The sequence below is a fragment of the Streptomyces sp. MUSC 14 genome, assembly GCF_001866675.1.
Classification (GTDB): Bacteria; Actinomycetota; Actinomycetes; order Streptomycetales; family Streptomycetaceae; genus Streptomyces.
In genome coordinates, this window is the sequence record NZ_MLYN01000018.1 from 52,194 (window position 1) to 67,353 (window position 15,160).

A 15,160-nucleotide genomic window follows, 5' to 3' on the forward strand; every position below is an offset into this window, starting at 1 on the left:
TTCGTACCCGTGACCGGTCCGCGTGGGCTACCGCTGCTCGGCAGTCTTCCCGCGTTCGGCCAGGACCCGTTAGCATTTTTCGTACGCCTGCGCGACGACTTCGGGGATGTCGTGACCTGGTCGCTCGGTCCGATGCGGATAGTCCTGCTCTCGCATCCCGAGCACATCGCGGAACTGCTCCGCAGCGAGGAACACTGCTACCAGCCCCTCGACATCTGCTGGGCGTTCAAACGGCTCGTCGGGGACAGCGTCATCCGCAGCCACGGCCCCGACTGGCGTCACAAGCGAAGCCTCGTCCAGCCGGCCGTCCGTCCCCGGCAGGTCCGCGGACACGCCACGACGATGGTCGACTGTGCCGTGGCCACGGCACAGGGCTGGCAGGGCGGTCAGCGGATCGACGTGCGGCGGGAGATGAGCGTGCTCACCCAGCGCATCGTGGCCCGCACACTCTTCGGAAATGATCTCGGAGACCAGTCCCACAGACTCGCCGACGCGATGACGGCCGCCGGACGGGAGGTCGCCGCCGAGGTGCGCGGCCTTGGGATCCTCATGCCGTCCTGGGTGCGCACACCGGCGCGGCGACGCCTGCTAGCAGCAGTCGCAACGGTCGATGCCGAGATCGACCGCCTCATCCGCGCCCGCCAGGCAGCAGCGTGCGAGGCCGATGAAGGGGAGGACATGCTGGGCAGGCTGCTCGCAGTCCGGGACGACGACGGCCGCCGACTGACCGCGCGGCAGGTACGCGACGAGGCAGTGACCCTCTGGGCCGCCGGCCACGAGACAACCGCCACCGCGCTGACCTGGTGCTGGTACCTCCTGTCCGCCTCCCCTCACGCACGGGACCGGCTCGCCTCAGAGCTCGACCACGTCCTCGCCGGGCGCCCACCAGCCTTCGACGACTACGACCGGCTGAGCTGGACCAGACAGATCGTCAAGGAAACCCTGCGGCTATATCCACCCGCGTGGAACACTCCCCCCAGGAGAGCACGGGACGGCGCCACCCTGGGAGGAGTGGAAATCAAGGCCGGGACGGCCATCTGGTGCAGCCCATGGTCCACACACCGGGACCCGCGCTGGTTCCCCGCCCCCGACGCTTTCCGCCCCGAACGCTGGGACGCCGGCCGACAGGACACCGCACCCGAGAACGCGTGGTTCCCCTTCGGCGGCGGCCCCCGCGCCTGCCTCGGCGCGCGCTTCGCTCTGGTCGAGATGGCGCTCGTTCTCGCGACACTCGCCCAGCGTTTCCACCTGGACATCGACCCAGGGACAGTCACGCCCACAGCCGACCTGCTACTCCAGCCGACCGGGCCAATGCGCGCCACTCTTCACCATCGCACTGTCCGGACCGCCCGGTGAGGGAAGCGGCGGACAGCAAGGCGCTGCGGCCCCGTGGCACTGCACGGTCGAAGATGAAGGCTGGACCGACGGCCAGTTCGTCGATGACGTCCTCATGAGCCGGCGCTTGGACAACTAACGACGACGGAGCCGAACCAGATCCGCTGAGAAACCACCCGGTTTCCGACCATCGGGGACCGAACCGACTGCGATTTCCAGTGCCCTGGCGTCTCAACCGATCTGGTCGCCACAGGTCGTAGCTCCACCCGAAGACCAGATCATCTGATACAGGACACTCGCGGTGGTGAGAGAAATGGGCTTGACGTGTAGTCCTGCCTGGAGCGGCCCTGCCAGGGGTTCGGGATACACCAGGCCACTCTGCGACTGGAGCCGGAGTGATCAATCTTCGGTGACACGCGATCAAGGTTCGATGGCACAGGACAGCGAGCAGGTGAACCAGCCGACCTCGCATCTGGACATGCTGCGGTTCGCCCGCCGCGTGGTCGAGCAGCAGACCGCGCGGCAGCCCGGCCGGCGCCGCCGGACTGGCTCCTCGACTACGGGCTCAACCGCGAATTGGGCGGAGGCGCCGACTGGCCGAAGGTCGGCGACTGGGAGCGCGTCACCACCGACCTGCTGCACCTCGTCCGCTCCGGAGGGTGCGGTGCCCTCAGCCTCGGCCTGCCTGAAATCGCGCGTGCGCTCGTCTGCACCGGCCCGCACAGCCACGTACGCGCCTACGACGCCGCAGCCGACGACTTCATCGTCTACGGGTCCGCCGAGCGGGCCGCAGTGCTGGCCGAGGTCGGAACCTTCCTCGCCAGCCTCGTGACCGAACAGGATCTTTGGCCCGCGACGGCCTGCTGGCGCCACTCGCCCGACCCGCCCGGACCGCACAGGAGTTCAGGTGATTTCAGTGTGAAAGGAGAGTCCGCACGGTCGTCGGATTCGAAGGACGGGCGGTGTGGGCCGAGTACCGGCGCCGACCAGTTCGCTGTCCACGACCTGGTCCACTCAGCGGGCTGGGCGGGACAGTTCAGGGCCCCGGCCGCAGACGCCCGGAGGCGGTGCGGCTGGGGCCCGGCTGGCTGGTTGCGTGGTGGGTCAGGAGGTTTGCTGGCTCCAGGTGTCCAGGATGGTCTGGACGGCGCTGGAGACCCTGCTCTGTTCGTCGGTGTCGGCCCACAGGTGGTCGTCGTGCTCGGTGAGTTGCACCGTCTCACCGGTGACCGTGGCGGTGAAGTTGTGCTGGCGTGTCCGCCGCCCGCTGCCGGACCGGTAATCGAAGTGCCCCAGATAGTCTCCGATGGCCTCGACGCTCAGACCGGTTTCCTCGGCCACCTCGCGACGCAGGGCCTGGACCAGTGTCTCACCGTCGTCCACGCCGCCGGAGGGCAGTTCCCACAGGCCGCCGAGATAGTCGTCGGCCGTACGGTGCAGCAGCAGCACCCTGCCGTCCGTGTCGGCGATGACGGCGCCGACCACCGTCTTCTCGATGCCGTCGAGCTCGGCGGAACGGGTGAGGTCGTCCAGAAGGGTAGGGGTGACGGTCGAGGTGCTCACAGCAAGTCCTTCGCGTGTGTGGCGACTTTAACGATGGCTGCGGTGTGGGCGTCGGCGAGGCGGACGTGGTCCTCGCGATTCCACACCGGCAGCTTGAACGTGGTGTTGTGCACGTGCCCGGCGGCCGGGAAGCTCCCGGCGGCGAAGCTGTGATGGTCAGCGTAGCCAGCCAGCAGGTCCCCGGGGGCCTGAAAGAGCGGATGGGTGTTCAGCGGGCAGGTGGATCCCGGCTGGTCGGCCTCGGTGGCGCCCTCGGCGTGAAGGGCGTCGAGGAACCGCTGGAGCGGCAAGCCGCCGAGCTCGGCCGGCTCGTAGCGCAGCGGCAGCGCGTACCACGAGGGCACCGCTGGAGCGGGCACGTGAGGCACCCGGATCCCCGGTACCGACTCCAGCGCTGCGCACATGCGGGCGGCGATGACCCTTCGCCCCGCGAGGTGGCCGTCCAGGCGGGAGAGCTGGGCGCGTGCGAGGGCTGCGGCCAGCGGGTGGATCCGCAGCTTGAGGCCCATGCCGGTCACCGCGAAGCGGCCCAGCGGGTGATCGGCAGGGATCTCGCGGCGGCACCGCTTGTTGTACTGGCCGTGGAGCAGTACCCGGTAGTACAGCTCGGCGTCGTCGGTGGCGACGAAGCCGCCCTCGCCAGCGGACAGCGGCTTGGGCCCGTTGAGGCTGAAGGCCGCAGCCGTGCCGAAGGTGCCGGTGCGCTGACCGTTCCAGGTGGCGCCGTGCGCGTGGGAGCCGTCCTCCAGCAACATCACGCCGTGGTCGTTGGCGAAAGAGACCAGCGCGTCCATGTCCTCGGGCAGCCCCCACAAATGCACGGCGACGACGGCCTTCGTCCGCGCGGTGATGTGACGGGCGGCAGCGTCCAGGTCTAGCTGGCCACGGTCGTCGACGTCGGCGAGGACCGGGTGGGCGCCGAGATGGAACAGCGGGGTGGCGGTGGCATGGAAGGTGAGCGCGGGGACGATCACCTCGTCCCCCGGGCCGATCCCGGCGGCTGCGTACATCGAGTGCAGAGCGGCGGTGCCAGTGCAGGTGGTCACGACGTGCCGGACGCCGAGGTAGGAGGCGAGCGCGTCCTCCAGCTCGGCCACGACGCCGGAGCGGTCCGGGATCGAGACGGACGTCTCCAACTGTGCGGCGACCGCACGCCGGTCGGCGTCCTCGATCGGCGGCCACGCGAAGTGCGGGCCCGGAGCGGTGATGGCCGGTTCGCCGCCGAGCAGGGCGAGCGGGGAGTCGTTCATGCCAGGAATCCCTTGGGGTCTACGGGGCGGGCGGTAGTGACCGAGGCGTAGGCGGCGGCCAAGAACGCGGCGTGCGGCAGATGCGCGGCCGGGCCTGAGGTGTTGGGCCGGGAGCGGTCCAGAACGTGGCAGAAGCAGTCGATCTGCGCGGCGGGCGCACACGGCCACGCCGGCTCCCGAACCAGCGACTCGACCACCTGCCCGGATGGATCCAGGCGCTGCACGGTGCCGCGCTCGACAGTGACGGTCCCGTACGGGCCGGTGACGGCCAGCCGCTCGGTCTTCGGTCCCACCGAGCGCGAGACCAGCAGCGAGCCGTACAGACCGGAGTCGTAGGCGAGGTGGACCAGGGCGGTGTCCTCGGCGTCGTAGTCGGCGCCGGGCACGGCCGCGGACGAGGTGTCGGCCAAGAGCCGGTCGGGCAGGCCGAGATACCAGATCAGCAGGTCGATCAGGTGGTAGCCCATGTCGGCCAGGCACCCGCCGCCGGCGAGCTTCGCCCTGCCGCGCCAGCCGCCGGCCGGGTCGGGACAGTGGAAGGTGTACCGGCCCTCGACCAGGTAGGGGGTGCCGATCTGCTCCAGCAGCTCGGCGGCGGCCGGGTAGAGGGGGTGGAAGCGCCGCTGGACCGTGACCATCAGCTCGATCCCCGTCTTCTCGCACAGCGCGGCCAGCTCGGCTGCCTCGTGCGGGTCGATGGCGAACGGCTTCTCCTTCATCACGTGAACCCCCGCCTCGGCGCACGTGGTGATGACCTCCCGGCCGACGTGGTGCGGTACCGCAGCGATGACGAAGTTCGGCCGCACCTCATCCAGCAGGCGCGGCAAGTCGGTGAAGCCGGGCACCTGCCAACGGTCGGCCTGCGCGGTCGTGCGCTGCGAGTCCGCATCGCACACGCCCACGAGTTCGGCCAGCCGGCACTCGGCCAGAGCGGGAAGGTGATCCTTTTGGGCCTGACCGCCGAGTCCCACCACGGCGGCCCTCCGCATCGTGCTCATCGCACACCTCCATGCGAGCGGTGACCCGCCGGCTGCGGGTCACCTGCCCTTCGAGGACACCTCGCTCGCCGCCCACGCGGCAGGGGCGCTGACAGCACATGCAAAGCCGCTTGCATCTGGTGCAAAGTGTCTGCCCCGGCTCGGTGGGCGCCGCTACGGTGAGGACGGCACACCTCTCGGCTACGGGCGGGGACGGTATGGACGCGGTCAGAGCACGGGCATTACCCGCAGCGGACGAGGATCCAGGCGAGCTGGTCCGCCGAACACGCAAGAAGCGGGGCCTGACCTTGGCTCAGCTCGGCGAGCTGAGCGGCTACTCCGCAGCCCAGGTCTCCCGCTACGAGCGCGGCGTCTCGCCACTGACGGACACGGTGGTGCTCCGGCGCTTCGCCCACGCGCTGGACATCGCGCCGCAGGCGCTCGGTCTGACTCCTTCGCCAGACGTTCGACATGGGCACGCGATCGGGCCAACCACCGCCTACCCCCGCCTCCCCCCACCTACGCTGGTGGGTACGGCAAGGCAGGACGGTGAGGATCCGATGCGGCGACGGCAGTTACTAGCGAACCTCGCGGTCACGGCCGCCACGGCCGCCGGCGCCCCGCTGGCCTCCACCGCCAGTCCCCCGAGGAACGAAGCCGCACTTGGGGCACTGCTCGTGGGGCGCATCCGCGACGCGATGCTCGGCCTGCACACCGACATCACCGTCCCGCCTACCGCCGCCCTGCACACTGACCTCTCCCGCGCCTACACCGACTTCCACGCCTGCCGCTACGGCAGCCTCGCCGTACGCCTGCCCCGACTCATCTGCGCAGCCCACGCACGCAACTTGGGCGGCGGCGCACCGGAGCACGGCGTGCTGCTGCCCAAGAGCTACCTGCTGGCAACCCGCATGCTCATCAAGCTCGACGAGCAGCAACTCGGATGGATGGCCGCCGACCGCGCCCGGCAAACCGCCGAGGCCAGCGGCGACGCCGTGCTGGTCGCTGAAGCCGCACGTCAACTCACCGTCCTCGCTCGCCGAGCGGACTGGCACGAGCAGGCGATGTCCATCGCCCTGACCGCCGCAGACCACCCCGCCCTGCGCGCCGGCGGACCAGACCACGCCGCCGAGCGCGGCCTGCTCATCCAGTCCGCCGCCTACACCGCCGCCCCTGCCGGCGACGCGGCCGGAATGCGCGAACTGACCGACGAGGCCGCTGCCATCGCCAAGGAACTCGGCGGCACGGTACTGCTGCGCGACCACGGCGGCGGCTTCAGCCCCACCACCGTCCAACTCCACCGCATCTCCGCCGAGAACTCCGCAGGCGACCCCTCCGCCGCCCTCGCAGCCGCCCGGGACGTGGCACCCGGAAACCTACCCAGCACCGAGCGCCGGGCCCGCTACTACACCGACATCGCCACCGCATTCGGCCGGTGGGGCCGCCGCGACGAATGTATCCGCGCCCTCCTGGCCGCCGAACACTACGCACCCGAGGAGACCCACGCCCGCCCCGCAGTCAAATCACTGGTCTCCGGCCTATTGGTCTCCGGCCGTACCACCACCGAACTCCGCGGACTTGCCGCACGCGTCGGCGCCCTCAACTGATGCCGCATTCGTACAAAATAATCCCGTCCAAGTAAGAATCTTCCACGGGGTGAATCCTGAACGCTTAACGGGATCAGCGCTGGGGGGCGGGGGAGCCGCGCTCGGCACGGACCGGGCCGAGGCCCTGGTGGGAGCCGTGCGGCACACTGCCCGGCTGTGGCCGGGACGCGCCGCCTGTATGGAGACCTCGTTGGGTGCCGTGCTCGCCGCGGCCCTGCTCCGCCAGTGCCTTAACTGGTGTCTTGGAGCCCGCTTCGCCCCGCCGCCGGTCGTGTACCACGCCTGGGCCGACCTGCCCGGGCACGGTCCCGTCAGTGAATACACCGCCGCCGGGTGGCACCGCCACACCGCCCTGACGATCTGACCTGCCCGCACGCTGCCGGGCGCGTGTCCCTCACCCGCCGGGAGCAGTTGTCGCATGTGAGTGCCCCGCCCCTCGAAGGAGTGAGCATTGACCGCCGTCACCGACGCCGCCACCACCGTCCCCGAACGCCACTACACCCACCACGAAGGCCGCGGCGCCACCCCGCACCGCTCCAACCCGCAGGTCATCCACCGTGAACTCACCACCCTCGACGTCCGCCCGGGCATGAACATTGCCGAGTTCGGCACCGGCTCCGGCTACTCAGGCGCCCTGCTCGCCGAACTCGCGGGCCCCACCGGCTTGGTGACCAGCCTCGACATCGACACGTACCTGGTGAAGTGGGCGAACCTCATTCACCACGAGCGCGGCCTCGCCAACATCCGCTGCCATGCCGCGGACGGTACCGCCGGCTTCCCGGACAAGGCGCCGTACGACCGGATGGTGGCCTGGTGCACCCCGCCCCTGCTGCCCAAGGCGTGGGCGGACCAGGTGACCGACGGCGGCCTGATCGTCGCCCCGCTGCCGATCGCTCCCGTGCCCAACATGACCGTGGTCGCCAAGATCCGCATCCGCGGCGGGGAGCCGTCCGTGGAGGCGGTGTTCACCGGTGGGTACATCGAGGCGACCACCTCCCCGAAGGACAACCTCGACCTGCCCGGCCGGTGGGTGGATGGGGAGACGCGGGTCCCCGGCCCGTCGTGGATCTCCATCGCCTGGCGCGAGAAGGACGACCACCTGCACACCGGCGCCCGCACCGCGCTCACCCTGCTGCTGAAGGACGCCCACACCGAGCCGTACGCCGCCGGAGAGGTCGACTGGCCGTCTTGGCGCACCTTCGCCGCTCACCTCGCCGACCCGCAGCTGACCATGGCCGGGCTCCGCCCGGACCTGTGGGCCATCGGCCACTCCACCCCCACCACGGCCGCCGTCCTCCAGCAGGACGGCACGCTCCTCGCCGACCGGCCCGACTCCCCGTCCCTGGCCGTCCTGCGCGGCTGGCTCACCTCCTGGGAGCAGGCCGGCCGCCCGGCCCCCGAGACCTACACTCCCACCCTTGTCCGCCACGATGACGGCTGGCACCTGCGGCTGTCCCGATAGGGCCGCAGGCTCTGACGGTGCGGTACGAACTCATCGTCAAGGGCGCGGGCGAGCTCGGTGGGTTGGACTGGAGACACAACGGTGCCGGCACGAGCAGGTCGGCAACCGCGGTCCTCGCCGACGCTCCACATCTGCCGGTAGCCGGTCAGCTGGTGCGGCGGCGGTCAGGATCTCGTCCACGAGCCTGTCGGCCGCGTCCGGACCGCCGTACGCACGGGCCCGCTCCGCCATGGCCTGCCGCAGGTCGGCATCGGCCAGGAGCATGCCCAACGCGTCCCTCACCTGGTTCGCCGGGGCGCCGACGAAAGTACTCAAGCTGCACCGACGGAATGGGCGCCATCGTGATCACGATGGCGCCCATTCATCTCTCTTCGTGCTGTGACGCTCGTCTGTGGGTGTGCCGGAGTGGACCATCCAGGGCTGATTGGCCTTCGGCGGTCGCCTTGTGTTGTGGATCTTCTGTTCTGTCAACGGTAGTGCCATCCCTGGGACTCTGATGAGGCCCAACTGACCCGCTATCACCTTCTGAGTTTGACAGCGCACCTATCGCTTATCGATACTATCGCTTATCGATGCTATCGATAAGCGATAGATACGCTCGGGGCAGGGGGAACTATGGGTACGAAGTCCTGGTGGGGCCAGAGGGGCAATCGGTTGCTGGAGGCAGCTCTGGGTCTGGCCACTGCACTGGTCGGCGTCTTCGGGGTGCTGCTCCCGGCGCTCGGCGTGGTCGGCCTCATCGACCCGGTGGACACCCGCGAGGTCAAGGTCGGGACCACGACCCGGGTACCGGGCGCCGTAACCGACGCGGCGGCCGGCAACGGCATGACTCTCACCGGCACGCACCAGGCCGACCTCGTCTTCTCTCACCCCGGCCTGGGCCAGCGGCTGCTGCTCGCCCTGCCGCAGGTCATCGGCAGCCTGCTCCTGCTCCTCATCCTGGTCCTCCTCCTTCAGATGGCCAGGACCCTGCGCAACGGCGACGTCTTCGTACCGAAGAACGCCCGACGCCTGAGTGCAATGGGACTCACAGTGCTGGTGCAGGCGGTCCTCTCCCCAGTGCTGCCCGCGCTCACCACACAGGCGCTGGTGAGCGGCACCTCCTCGGCCGGCCAGATCCCGTTCTCGGCTACCTTTACCGGCCAGTACGTCCTGCTCGCCTTCCTCATCCTGGCCCTGGGCGAGGTCTTCCGGCGCGGCACGAAGCTACGCGCCGACACCGAGGGGCTGGTCTGATGCCGCCGGAGGAGGAACACCGGGTCCAGGTCCACCTGGACCGGCTGCTGGCCGAGCGCGGTATGACGCTGTCCGAACTGGCGGCCAGGGTCGGGGTGACGGTGGTCAACCTCTCCGTGCTGAAGAACGACCGCGCGAAGGCGATCCGCTTCTCCACCCTGACTGCCCTCTGCCGTGAACTGAACTGCCAGCCCGGCGACTTGCTCAGCGTTCGTGAGGACTGAACCCGGCCACTGGCGCGGCCGGTGTTCCGTACGAGAGTGCCGCGTGCCGCGTCCTGCGGTGCGCCCTTGACCGAAGAAAGCCCGTAACCGGGTGACCTAGATGAGGGATGACTCATGGAGATGACCTTTGGCCGACGCTTGGCACAGGTCGGTGCGATCACTGTGTGTGCTGCCGCTCTTGCGGCGTGCGGGACTTCGTCGCGCTCCTACAACGTGTCCGGGGCTCCGGGAGGTGACAGTGCCGCATGTTCCGGTCTGGTAGGCAAGGCGCCGCAGAAGCTGGGGGGACATGAGCGCAACGATTCCGGGCAGAAGGGGGTGGCCGTATGGGGGGACGGTGACGTTGTTCTCCGATGCGGGAACATCTCTGACGTTCCGGAGTCGGCTTCGTGCACGTCGGTGAAGGGAGTCGACTGGGTCGTGAACGAGAAGAAGACCCACGACGGGGTGAAGACGGTCCTGTCGTACGGGCGCAGCCCTTCGGCCGAGGTCACGATGTCGGAGCGGATCAAGGACAAGGACGCCGTCATCGGTGAGGTGTCCGGGATCGTGTCGGGACTGGCGAAGCAGAAGGCATGCACCAAGCAGGGCTGAACTTCAACAGTTCCGCCTCCCCTTCCGCGGCGGGACCGCTGGTAAGCATCTGGTCGAGGTCCTGGCATGGGTCGTGCGGTTGCCCCTGGCCCATGGCTGGTGCCGCAGGCGTTCCGTGTGAAGTCGACGCCGCGTAGCGGCGACAAGCCGCGGGAAGGCGCTGCGTTCCTCACGGATGTGCCTGTAGCGGGGTCTGCGGGTGTAGGTGGCTGGTATTGGGCGGTCCCAAATCGGCGGCTTGGCGCGAGCAGCGAGCCGGCAGGCCGTCGTTCAGCGGAGGCACCCAGGGCGAGTCTCTCTGCCTCGCCACCGCCTCTGGCGAAGCCGTCCTCCTCCATGAACATGAAAGGGAAGCCCCGGGCGCCATGCTCCGGACCGGCCCACGCGGCCTATGGCAGGTCCAGCGGGACATCAAGTCGAGGTTACCTGCAAAGAGACCCAACCAGGTGAATCCGGGCAATTCGAGATCCCGAGGTCAGCGTGATGTAGCTTTCCGTGTTCCGGTTCCATTCCCTCATGTGACATGGGCAACTCTTTACGTTGACCGATAAAGTTGAGCCACTGGACTCTTGTCATGTACTAATTGGAGCCGCAATCGGCGCACGATGACCTGAGCGCCGTATCCGACGGCTCGGCCAAGAAGAGCCGTTTCGGAAATCTCACGGGGAGATAACGAATTGAATAAGAGCATACGTATGCGCCTGATGTCCGGGGCTGCTGCCACTTTCGCGGTCGGCGCTCTCGCGTTCTCGGCGACTCCGGCCCAGGCCACCTCCGCCTCCACTATTGTGGGCCTGCCGGGCGGCAACAAGATCTCGATCAACGCCTGGCACTGCGGCGCCTACTCGAGCGCCTGCGACTGGAAGGCGTCCACGAAGATGTCGGGCAGCAACCCGGCGAAGGCCAAGTGGATTCAGAACCGCGCCGAGCTGGAGGCTCACGGCGTCAGCGTCTCCATCAAGATCTCGAAGAACCCCGAGGCCACGCTCACGATGAAGAGCAGTTCCCTGGGCGAGGTCCGCTGGAAGAACACCAACGCCAACATCTCCGACACATACGGTCAGATGCGCCCGAACTGGTCCACCGTGTACGTGTCGACCCGCAGCTGCGGCTCGGCGCAGGTGACCAGCTCGATCAACGTCAGTGAGAAGTGCGCCTACGCCGGCGCCGCCTGATCCGCGTCGCTGAGCTGAATCACTCGAGCTGAATTGAGGTGTCACACCGTCAGGGCCCGGCGGTGTGGCGCCTTTCCGCGTGAGCCGGCCACTTGAATTTTGGAAACAATTCGTTGAACGATGCACGGGGGCGTTCGGTGAAACTCGGTGCGATGCCGCGCGACAGAAAGCCGGTACGCCGTCTTGTCGGGGTGGCCGTGTCCGCCGCTCTTCTGACCTCATGTACATCGGCGTCCGGGGACTCCAGGCCTCAGGAATCCGCCGCGGCCAGGCAGTTCGAATTGCTGGTCAGCAAGGAGAACGGCTACTACTACCCGCCCTTCCTGCGTGAGCAGCCGGCCGGTCCCCAGGCGCAGTCGTTTGCGCTGCGGACGCTGTCCGAACTGGGCCGCGACCCCAAGACGAGCGCGCCCGCCGCGCGGGTTTCGTCGCTGCGCAGTGAAGCACTGGAGTCCTCGTCGCTCTGGGGCCGCGACTGGCTGATCGCGCTGCGGCAGGCCGGCGCCTCGGAGGCGCTCGGCGGGGCCGACGCGAAGGCCGTGGACAAGCAGCGGGCGAAGGGCGGTTGGTATGTCGACTCCGCACTCGGTGATGACGGTGACGCGGCCCGTCTCGGCGCCACGTGGGCGGCCCTCGACGTTCTGAAGGCGCTGGGGCGGCTCGGGGATCTGTCGCCTGCGGACCGGTCGGTCACCGCCGACTGGCTGCGCTCGCTGGCCGGAAAGCATCGTCCTCTCGACCAGAGTGCCGCGCTGGCGAGCGCGCTGCACCTGCTCAAGGAGCCCGTGCCTGCCGCTCTCACCGGGATCGCGGCGCCCCACACGGACGACTTCGCGCACCTCACGCCCAGCACCAGGGCGGACCGGCTGAACGACACCTACCACTACGTACTGATCCAGGAGGCGGCGGGCGAGCGGCCCGACGTCGACCGCACGACGTGGGAGGCGGTGCTGCGGGATGGTGCGGCGACTCTTCCGTACGAACAGCTCTACTACCTGGTCCACGTCCTGAAGGGCGCTGGATCGCCGGACAGTGTGTTCGCGCCGGTGGTGAAGCGGCTGGAGGGCGAACGGCTCGACGACGGGACCGTACGCGATCCCGACTCCTACCTCGGCGACCCGGACGCCTCCCTCTTCGTCGAACGGCTGCGGTCGCTGGCGGGCTGGTCCCGCCAGGACCCCGGCCTGATCACGGCCCTCGACGGTGAGGAGAAGTCCGGCGACGTGAGTCAGGAGGGCGCGGAGCGCCTCAACAGGGCCGCCCTGCGCAAGGTCGCGGCAGACGGCGGCACCGGCGACGAGGCCCGGCGGCTGTGCGCCGACCCGACAGTGCTGCCTGTCGCCGTGACCGAGCAGAACGCACGCCAATGGCAGCGCACCACCCTCAACTGCGCCGACGCCGGGGTTACGGTTCGCACGCCGCAGATCGGCACCTGGGGACTGGACACACCGCAGGGGGTGGTCGCCGCAGCCACCGTTACGGTCGGTCTTGCCGACGCCGGCAAGCGGGGTTCCGTACCGTCCCGCCTCACCGCCGGCTCCTTTGAGCAGTGGGCCCGGAACCCGGACCGGTTCACCTCCGTCTACGACTACGCCTTGGCCGTACGGGCCTACTCCTTGCTCGGTGGCGCCCTGGACACGCCTCTGCGTGAAGCCCTGGAGCGCGGCGTCACGGCGTACAAGGGCTGCCCCGGGCTGCCCGATCTGTACCAGGTCGGGGGCGGGGACCACGCCTGCGACCTCAAGACCACCTGGGCCGTGTGGACGCTGGACCGACAACTGCACGGCGCCATGGGCTGGTTGCCGAAGGGCACCGAGGAAAACGGAAAGTGAGCGGAGTTCGATGAGCGCGTTGCTACGGGCCGAGGGTGTGGGCAAGTCCTACACCCTGCGGGGAAGGAGGGTCGACGTTCTGCACGGCATCGATCTCGGCGTGAGGGGAGGCGAGGTCACGGCCCTGGTCGGCCACTCGGGTTCCGGGAAGACCACGCTGCTGCACATCCTCGGGCTGCTGACCGAGCCGGACCAGGGCCGCGTGTTCGTCGACGGCGCCGACACCTCGGGGCTCGGCGACGGAGGCCTCGCCGACCTGCGCCGTAGCCGCCTCGGCTTCGTGTTCCAGTCGTACAACCTGCTGCCCCAGCACTCGGCGCTGCGCAACGTCGTCCTGCCGTACCTCGGCCGACGCGCCGACGGCGAGACGCGCGCTCGCGCGCTCCTCGAACGGGTCGGCCTCGGTGAGCGCGCCGACCATCTGCCCAGCGAGCTGTCCGGCGGCGAGCAGCAGCGGGTCGCGCTCGCACGGGCGCTGGTCAACGATCCGCCCGTGGTGCTGGCCGACGAGCCGACCGGAAACCTGGACACCGACAGCGAGGAGATGCTGCTCGGCCTGTTCCGCGAACTCGCGGACGAGGGACGGGCCGTGCTCCTCGTGACACACAACCCGGCCGTGTCGGACGCGGCAGATGTCGTGCACCGCCTGGACAAGGGGGCGTTGGTGACCGAGGAGAGCTCCGCATGAACGTCTTCACACTTGCCCTGGCCAACGTCCGTGCCCTGCGCCGTCGGCTGTTCGGCCTGGTGGCACTGGTGTCGGTGGCGGCCGCCGTCTGCCTCGGCGCACTGGGCATCGCCGACCGGGCACAGCACGCCACCGACTCCGGGGTCAAGGAGAGCGCCGCCAACCGCAGCATCACCGTCGACAAGCCCGACGGCGACCGCCCGGGCACCGCGCAGCTGACGGACTCTACCGCCGCCCGGCTGGCGAAGCTGGAGAACGTCGAGTCCGTACAGCACCGGGCACAGGTGTCGTTCGGCGTCCGCACCAAGGCCGGAGACACCGTCCTGCTGTACGCGACGACGTACCGCTCGGCACTCACGCCGCCGGTCACCAAGTCCGCACGCAAGCAGCTCTTCCCGCTCAAGCCGGGCGAGATCGTGGCCCCGGCCACCTCGCAGGGCGTGGATCTGAGCAAACTGGTGGGCCAGGAGATCGAGATCGAGACCACCCGGTTCGTACGGCCGGGCGAGGGCACCGGAGTCACCGGCCATGCCCGGCTCGTCGGCGTCTACGACCCCACCTGGCAGCTGGACGACCCGGACGCCGCCTACGCGGCCGACTCCATGGTCGTGACCTGGGCGGCACAGCGGTCCGGGGAACCGGAAGACAGGTACCTGAGCACGATCGGCTACGACCAGCTGACCGTCGTCGCCAAGACGGCGGACGACGTGCCGAGCGTGATGCGGGCGGTGCAGAAGCTCGGATATCCGGCGGTCACCCTGCGACAGCAGCTCGACGCACTGCCCGCGACGCTCGAACTGATCAAGGTGGTCGGCCAGGTGCTGCTCGGTGTACTCGCGGTGCTGGCGTTCGCCGCCGCGGTCACGGTCACCGGCGCGCTCTCGCGCCAGCGGGCGCAGGAGATCGGCATCCTCAAGGCCGTCGGTTTCCGCACCCGCGCGGTACTGACCATGCTGGTCACGGAAATGGCGCTGGCCGGCGCGGTCGCGGCACTGATCGGCACACTGCTCGGCGCGGCGCTCGCCGGAATCGGCGCGGCACTGATGCGCAGCAGCACGGAGCTCGCGCCCTACGTCAAGGGCTGGGTGCCATTGCCGTCAGCCGCCACCCTGCTGCTCCTGATCGCGCTGACCGTGCTGGTCGTGGCGGCAGGATCGCTGCTCCCGGCACGCCGAGCCGCGACGAAGTCCCCCACTGATGCGATGAAGGACTGGTGA

14 protein-coding genes are annotated in these 15,160 nt (G+C 69.2%); 11 read left to right on the forward strand and 3 right to left on the reverse strand.

The features are described 5' to 3' along the window. The first annotated feature begins 9 nt into the window (after window positions 1-9). Window positions 10-1,356: a cytochrome P450 gene (locus BIV25_RS10795; protein ID WP_256255742.1), complete on the forward strand. Its 1,347-nt coding sequence runs from the start codon at window positions 10-12 to the stop codon at window positions 1,354-1,356. A 1,083-nt stretch (window positions 1,357-2,439) separates the two neighbouring features. Here BIV25_RS10795 and BIV25_RS10800 read toward each other — a convergent pair. From BIV25_RS10800 to BIV25_RS10810, 3 genes are read right to left on the reverse strand one after another with little or no spacing between them, the layout of a single operon-like run. Further along, window positions 2,440-2,898, reverse strand: a complete 459-nt coding sequence (locus tag BIV25_RS10800) for an NUDIX hydrolase (RefSeq protein WP_071372008.1) — start codon at window positions 2,896-2,898, stop codon at window positions 2,440-2,442. Further along, window positions 2,895-4,148 (reverse strand): DegT/DnrJ/EryC1/StrS aminotransferase family protein, encoded by a 1,254-nt coding sequence (locus BIV25_RS10805; RefSeq protein WP_071372009.1) that lies wholly within the window; start codon window positions 4,146-4,148, stop codon window positions 2,895-2,897. Before BIV25_RS10805 ends, BIV25_RS10800 begins: the two co-directional genes overlap by 4 nt. Further along, complete coding sequence (locus tag BIV25_RS10810; RefSeq protein WP_071372010.1) at window positions 4,145-5,146, reverse strand: Gfo/Idh/MocA family protein; 1,002 nt, start codon at window positions 5,144-5,146, stop codon at window positions 4,145-4,147. Before BIV25_RS10810 ends, BIV25_RS10805 begins: the two co-directional genes overlap by 4 nt. 197 nt (window positions 5,147-5,343) lie before the next feature. Here BIV25_RS10810 and BIV25_RS10820 point away from each other — a divergent pair, with 197 nt between their 5' ends. From BIV25_RS10820 to BIV25_RS10865, 10 genes are all read left to right on the forward strand, one after another. Then, the gene (locus BIV25_RS10820; RefSeq protein WP_079176565.1) at window positions 5,344-6,732 is read left to right on the forward strand and encodes a helix-turn-helix domain-containing protein; all 1,389 of its coding nucleotides are present in this window, start codon (window positions 5,344-5,346) and stop codon (window positions 6,730-6,732) included. 49 nt (window positions 6,733-6,781) lie between these two features. Then, complete coding sequence (locus tag BIV25_RS46770; protein ID WP_177235230.1) at window positions 6,782-7,096, forward strand: lasso peptide biosynthesis B2 protein; 315 nt, start codon at window positions 6,782-6,784, stop codon at window positions 7,094-7,096. Between the two features lie 87 nt (window positions 7,097-7,183). Then, on the forward strand, window positions 7,184-8,194 hold the full coding sequence (locus BIV25_RS10830) for a protein-L-isoaspartate O-methyltransferase (protein WP_071372014.1): 1,011 nt from the start codon (window positions 7,184-7,186) through the stop codon (window positions 8,192-8,194). A 654-nt stretch (window positions 8,195-8,848) separates the two neighbouring features. Next, a complete protein-coding gene (locus BIV25_RS10835) occupies window positions 8,849-9,430 on the forward strand; it encodes a DUF2975 domain-containing protein (RefSeq protein ID WP_256255743.1) in 582 nt (193 codons plus the stop codon). Then, a complete protein-coding gene (locus BIV25_RS10840) occupies window positions 9,430-9,654 on the forward strand; it encodes a helix-turn-helix transcriptional regulator (RefSeq protein WP_071372016.1) in 225 nt (74 codons plus the stop codon). The genes BIV25_RS10835 and BIV25_RS10840 overlap by 1 nt, the downstream gene beginning before the upstream one ends. Before the next feature lie 120 nt (window positions 9,655-9,774). Continuing rightward, window positions 9,775-10,248 carry a DUF3515 family protein gene (locus BIV25_RS10845; RefSeq protein ID WP_256255747.1) on the forward strand — a complete coding sequence of 158 codons (474 nt, stop codon included), beginning with the start codon at window positions 9,775-9,777 and terminating at the stop codon, window positions 10,246-10,248. A 695-nt stretch (window positions 10,249-10,943) separates the two neighbouring features. Next, window positions 10,944-11,423, forward strand: a complete 480-nt coding sequence (locus tag BIV25_RS10850; protein WP_071372018.1) for a hypothetical protein — start codon at window positions 10,944-10,946, stop codon at window positions 11,421-11,423. Window positions 11,424-11,704: 281 nt separating this feature from the next. Continuing rightward, window positions 11,705-13,255: a hypothetical protein gene (locus tag BIV25_RS10855; RefSeq protein WP_079176568.1), complete on the forward strand. Its 1,551-nt coding sequence runs from the start codon at window positions 11,705-11,707 to the stop codon at window positions 13,253-13,255. A 10-nt stretch (window positions 13,256-13,265) separates the two neighbouring features. Next, window positions 13,266-13,943: an ABC transporter ATP-binding protein gene (locus tag BIV25_RS10860; protein WP_177235231.1), complete on the forward strand. Its 678-nt coding sequence runs from the start codon at window positions 13,266-13,268 to the stop codon at window positions 13,941-13,943. Continuing rightward, window positions 13,940-15,160, forward strand: a complete 1,221-nt coding sequence (locus tag BIV25_RS10865; protein ID WP_071372021.1) for an FtsX-like permease family protein — start codon at window positions 13,940-13,942, stop codon at window positions 15,158-15,160. Before BIV25_RS10860 ends, BIV25_RS10865 begins: the two co-directional genes overlap by 4 nt.

Coding starts and splice junctions, on each gene's coding strand:
- BIV25_RS10805 (WP_071372009.1), bottom strand. CDS start 4,148: ATGAACGACTCCCCGCTCGCCCTGCTCGGCGGCGAACCGGCCATCACC.
- BIV25_RS10810 (WP_071372010.1), bottom strand. CDS start 5,146: ATGAGCACGATGCGGAGGGCCGCCGTGGTGGGACTCGGCGGTCAGGCC.
- BIV25_RS10820 (WP_079176565.1), top strand. CDS start 5,344: ATGGACGCGGTCAGAGCACGGGCATTACCCGCAGCGGACGAGGATCCA.
- BIV25_RS10840 (WP_071372016.1), top strand. CDS start 9,430: ATGCCGCCGGAGGAGGAACACCGGGTCCAGGTCCACCTGGACCGGCTG.
- BIV25_RS10845 (WP_256255747.1), top strand. CDS start 9,775: ATGACCTTTGGCCGACGCTTGGCACAGGTCGGTGCGATCACTGTGTGT.
- BIV25_RS10850 (WP_071372018.1), top strand. CDS start 10,944: ATGCGCCTGATGTCCGGGGCTGCTGCCACTTTCGCGGTCGGCGCTCTC.
- BIV25_RS10860 (WP_177235231.1), top strand. CDS start 13,266: ATGAGCGCGTTGCTACGGGCCGAGGGTGTGGGCAAGTCCTACACCCTG.
- BIV25_RS10865 (WP_071372021.1), top strand. CDS start 13,940: ATGAACGTCTTCACACTTGCCCTGGCCAACGTCCGTGCCCTGCGCCGT.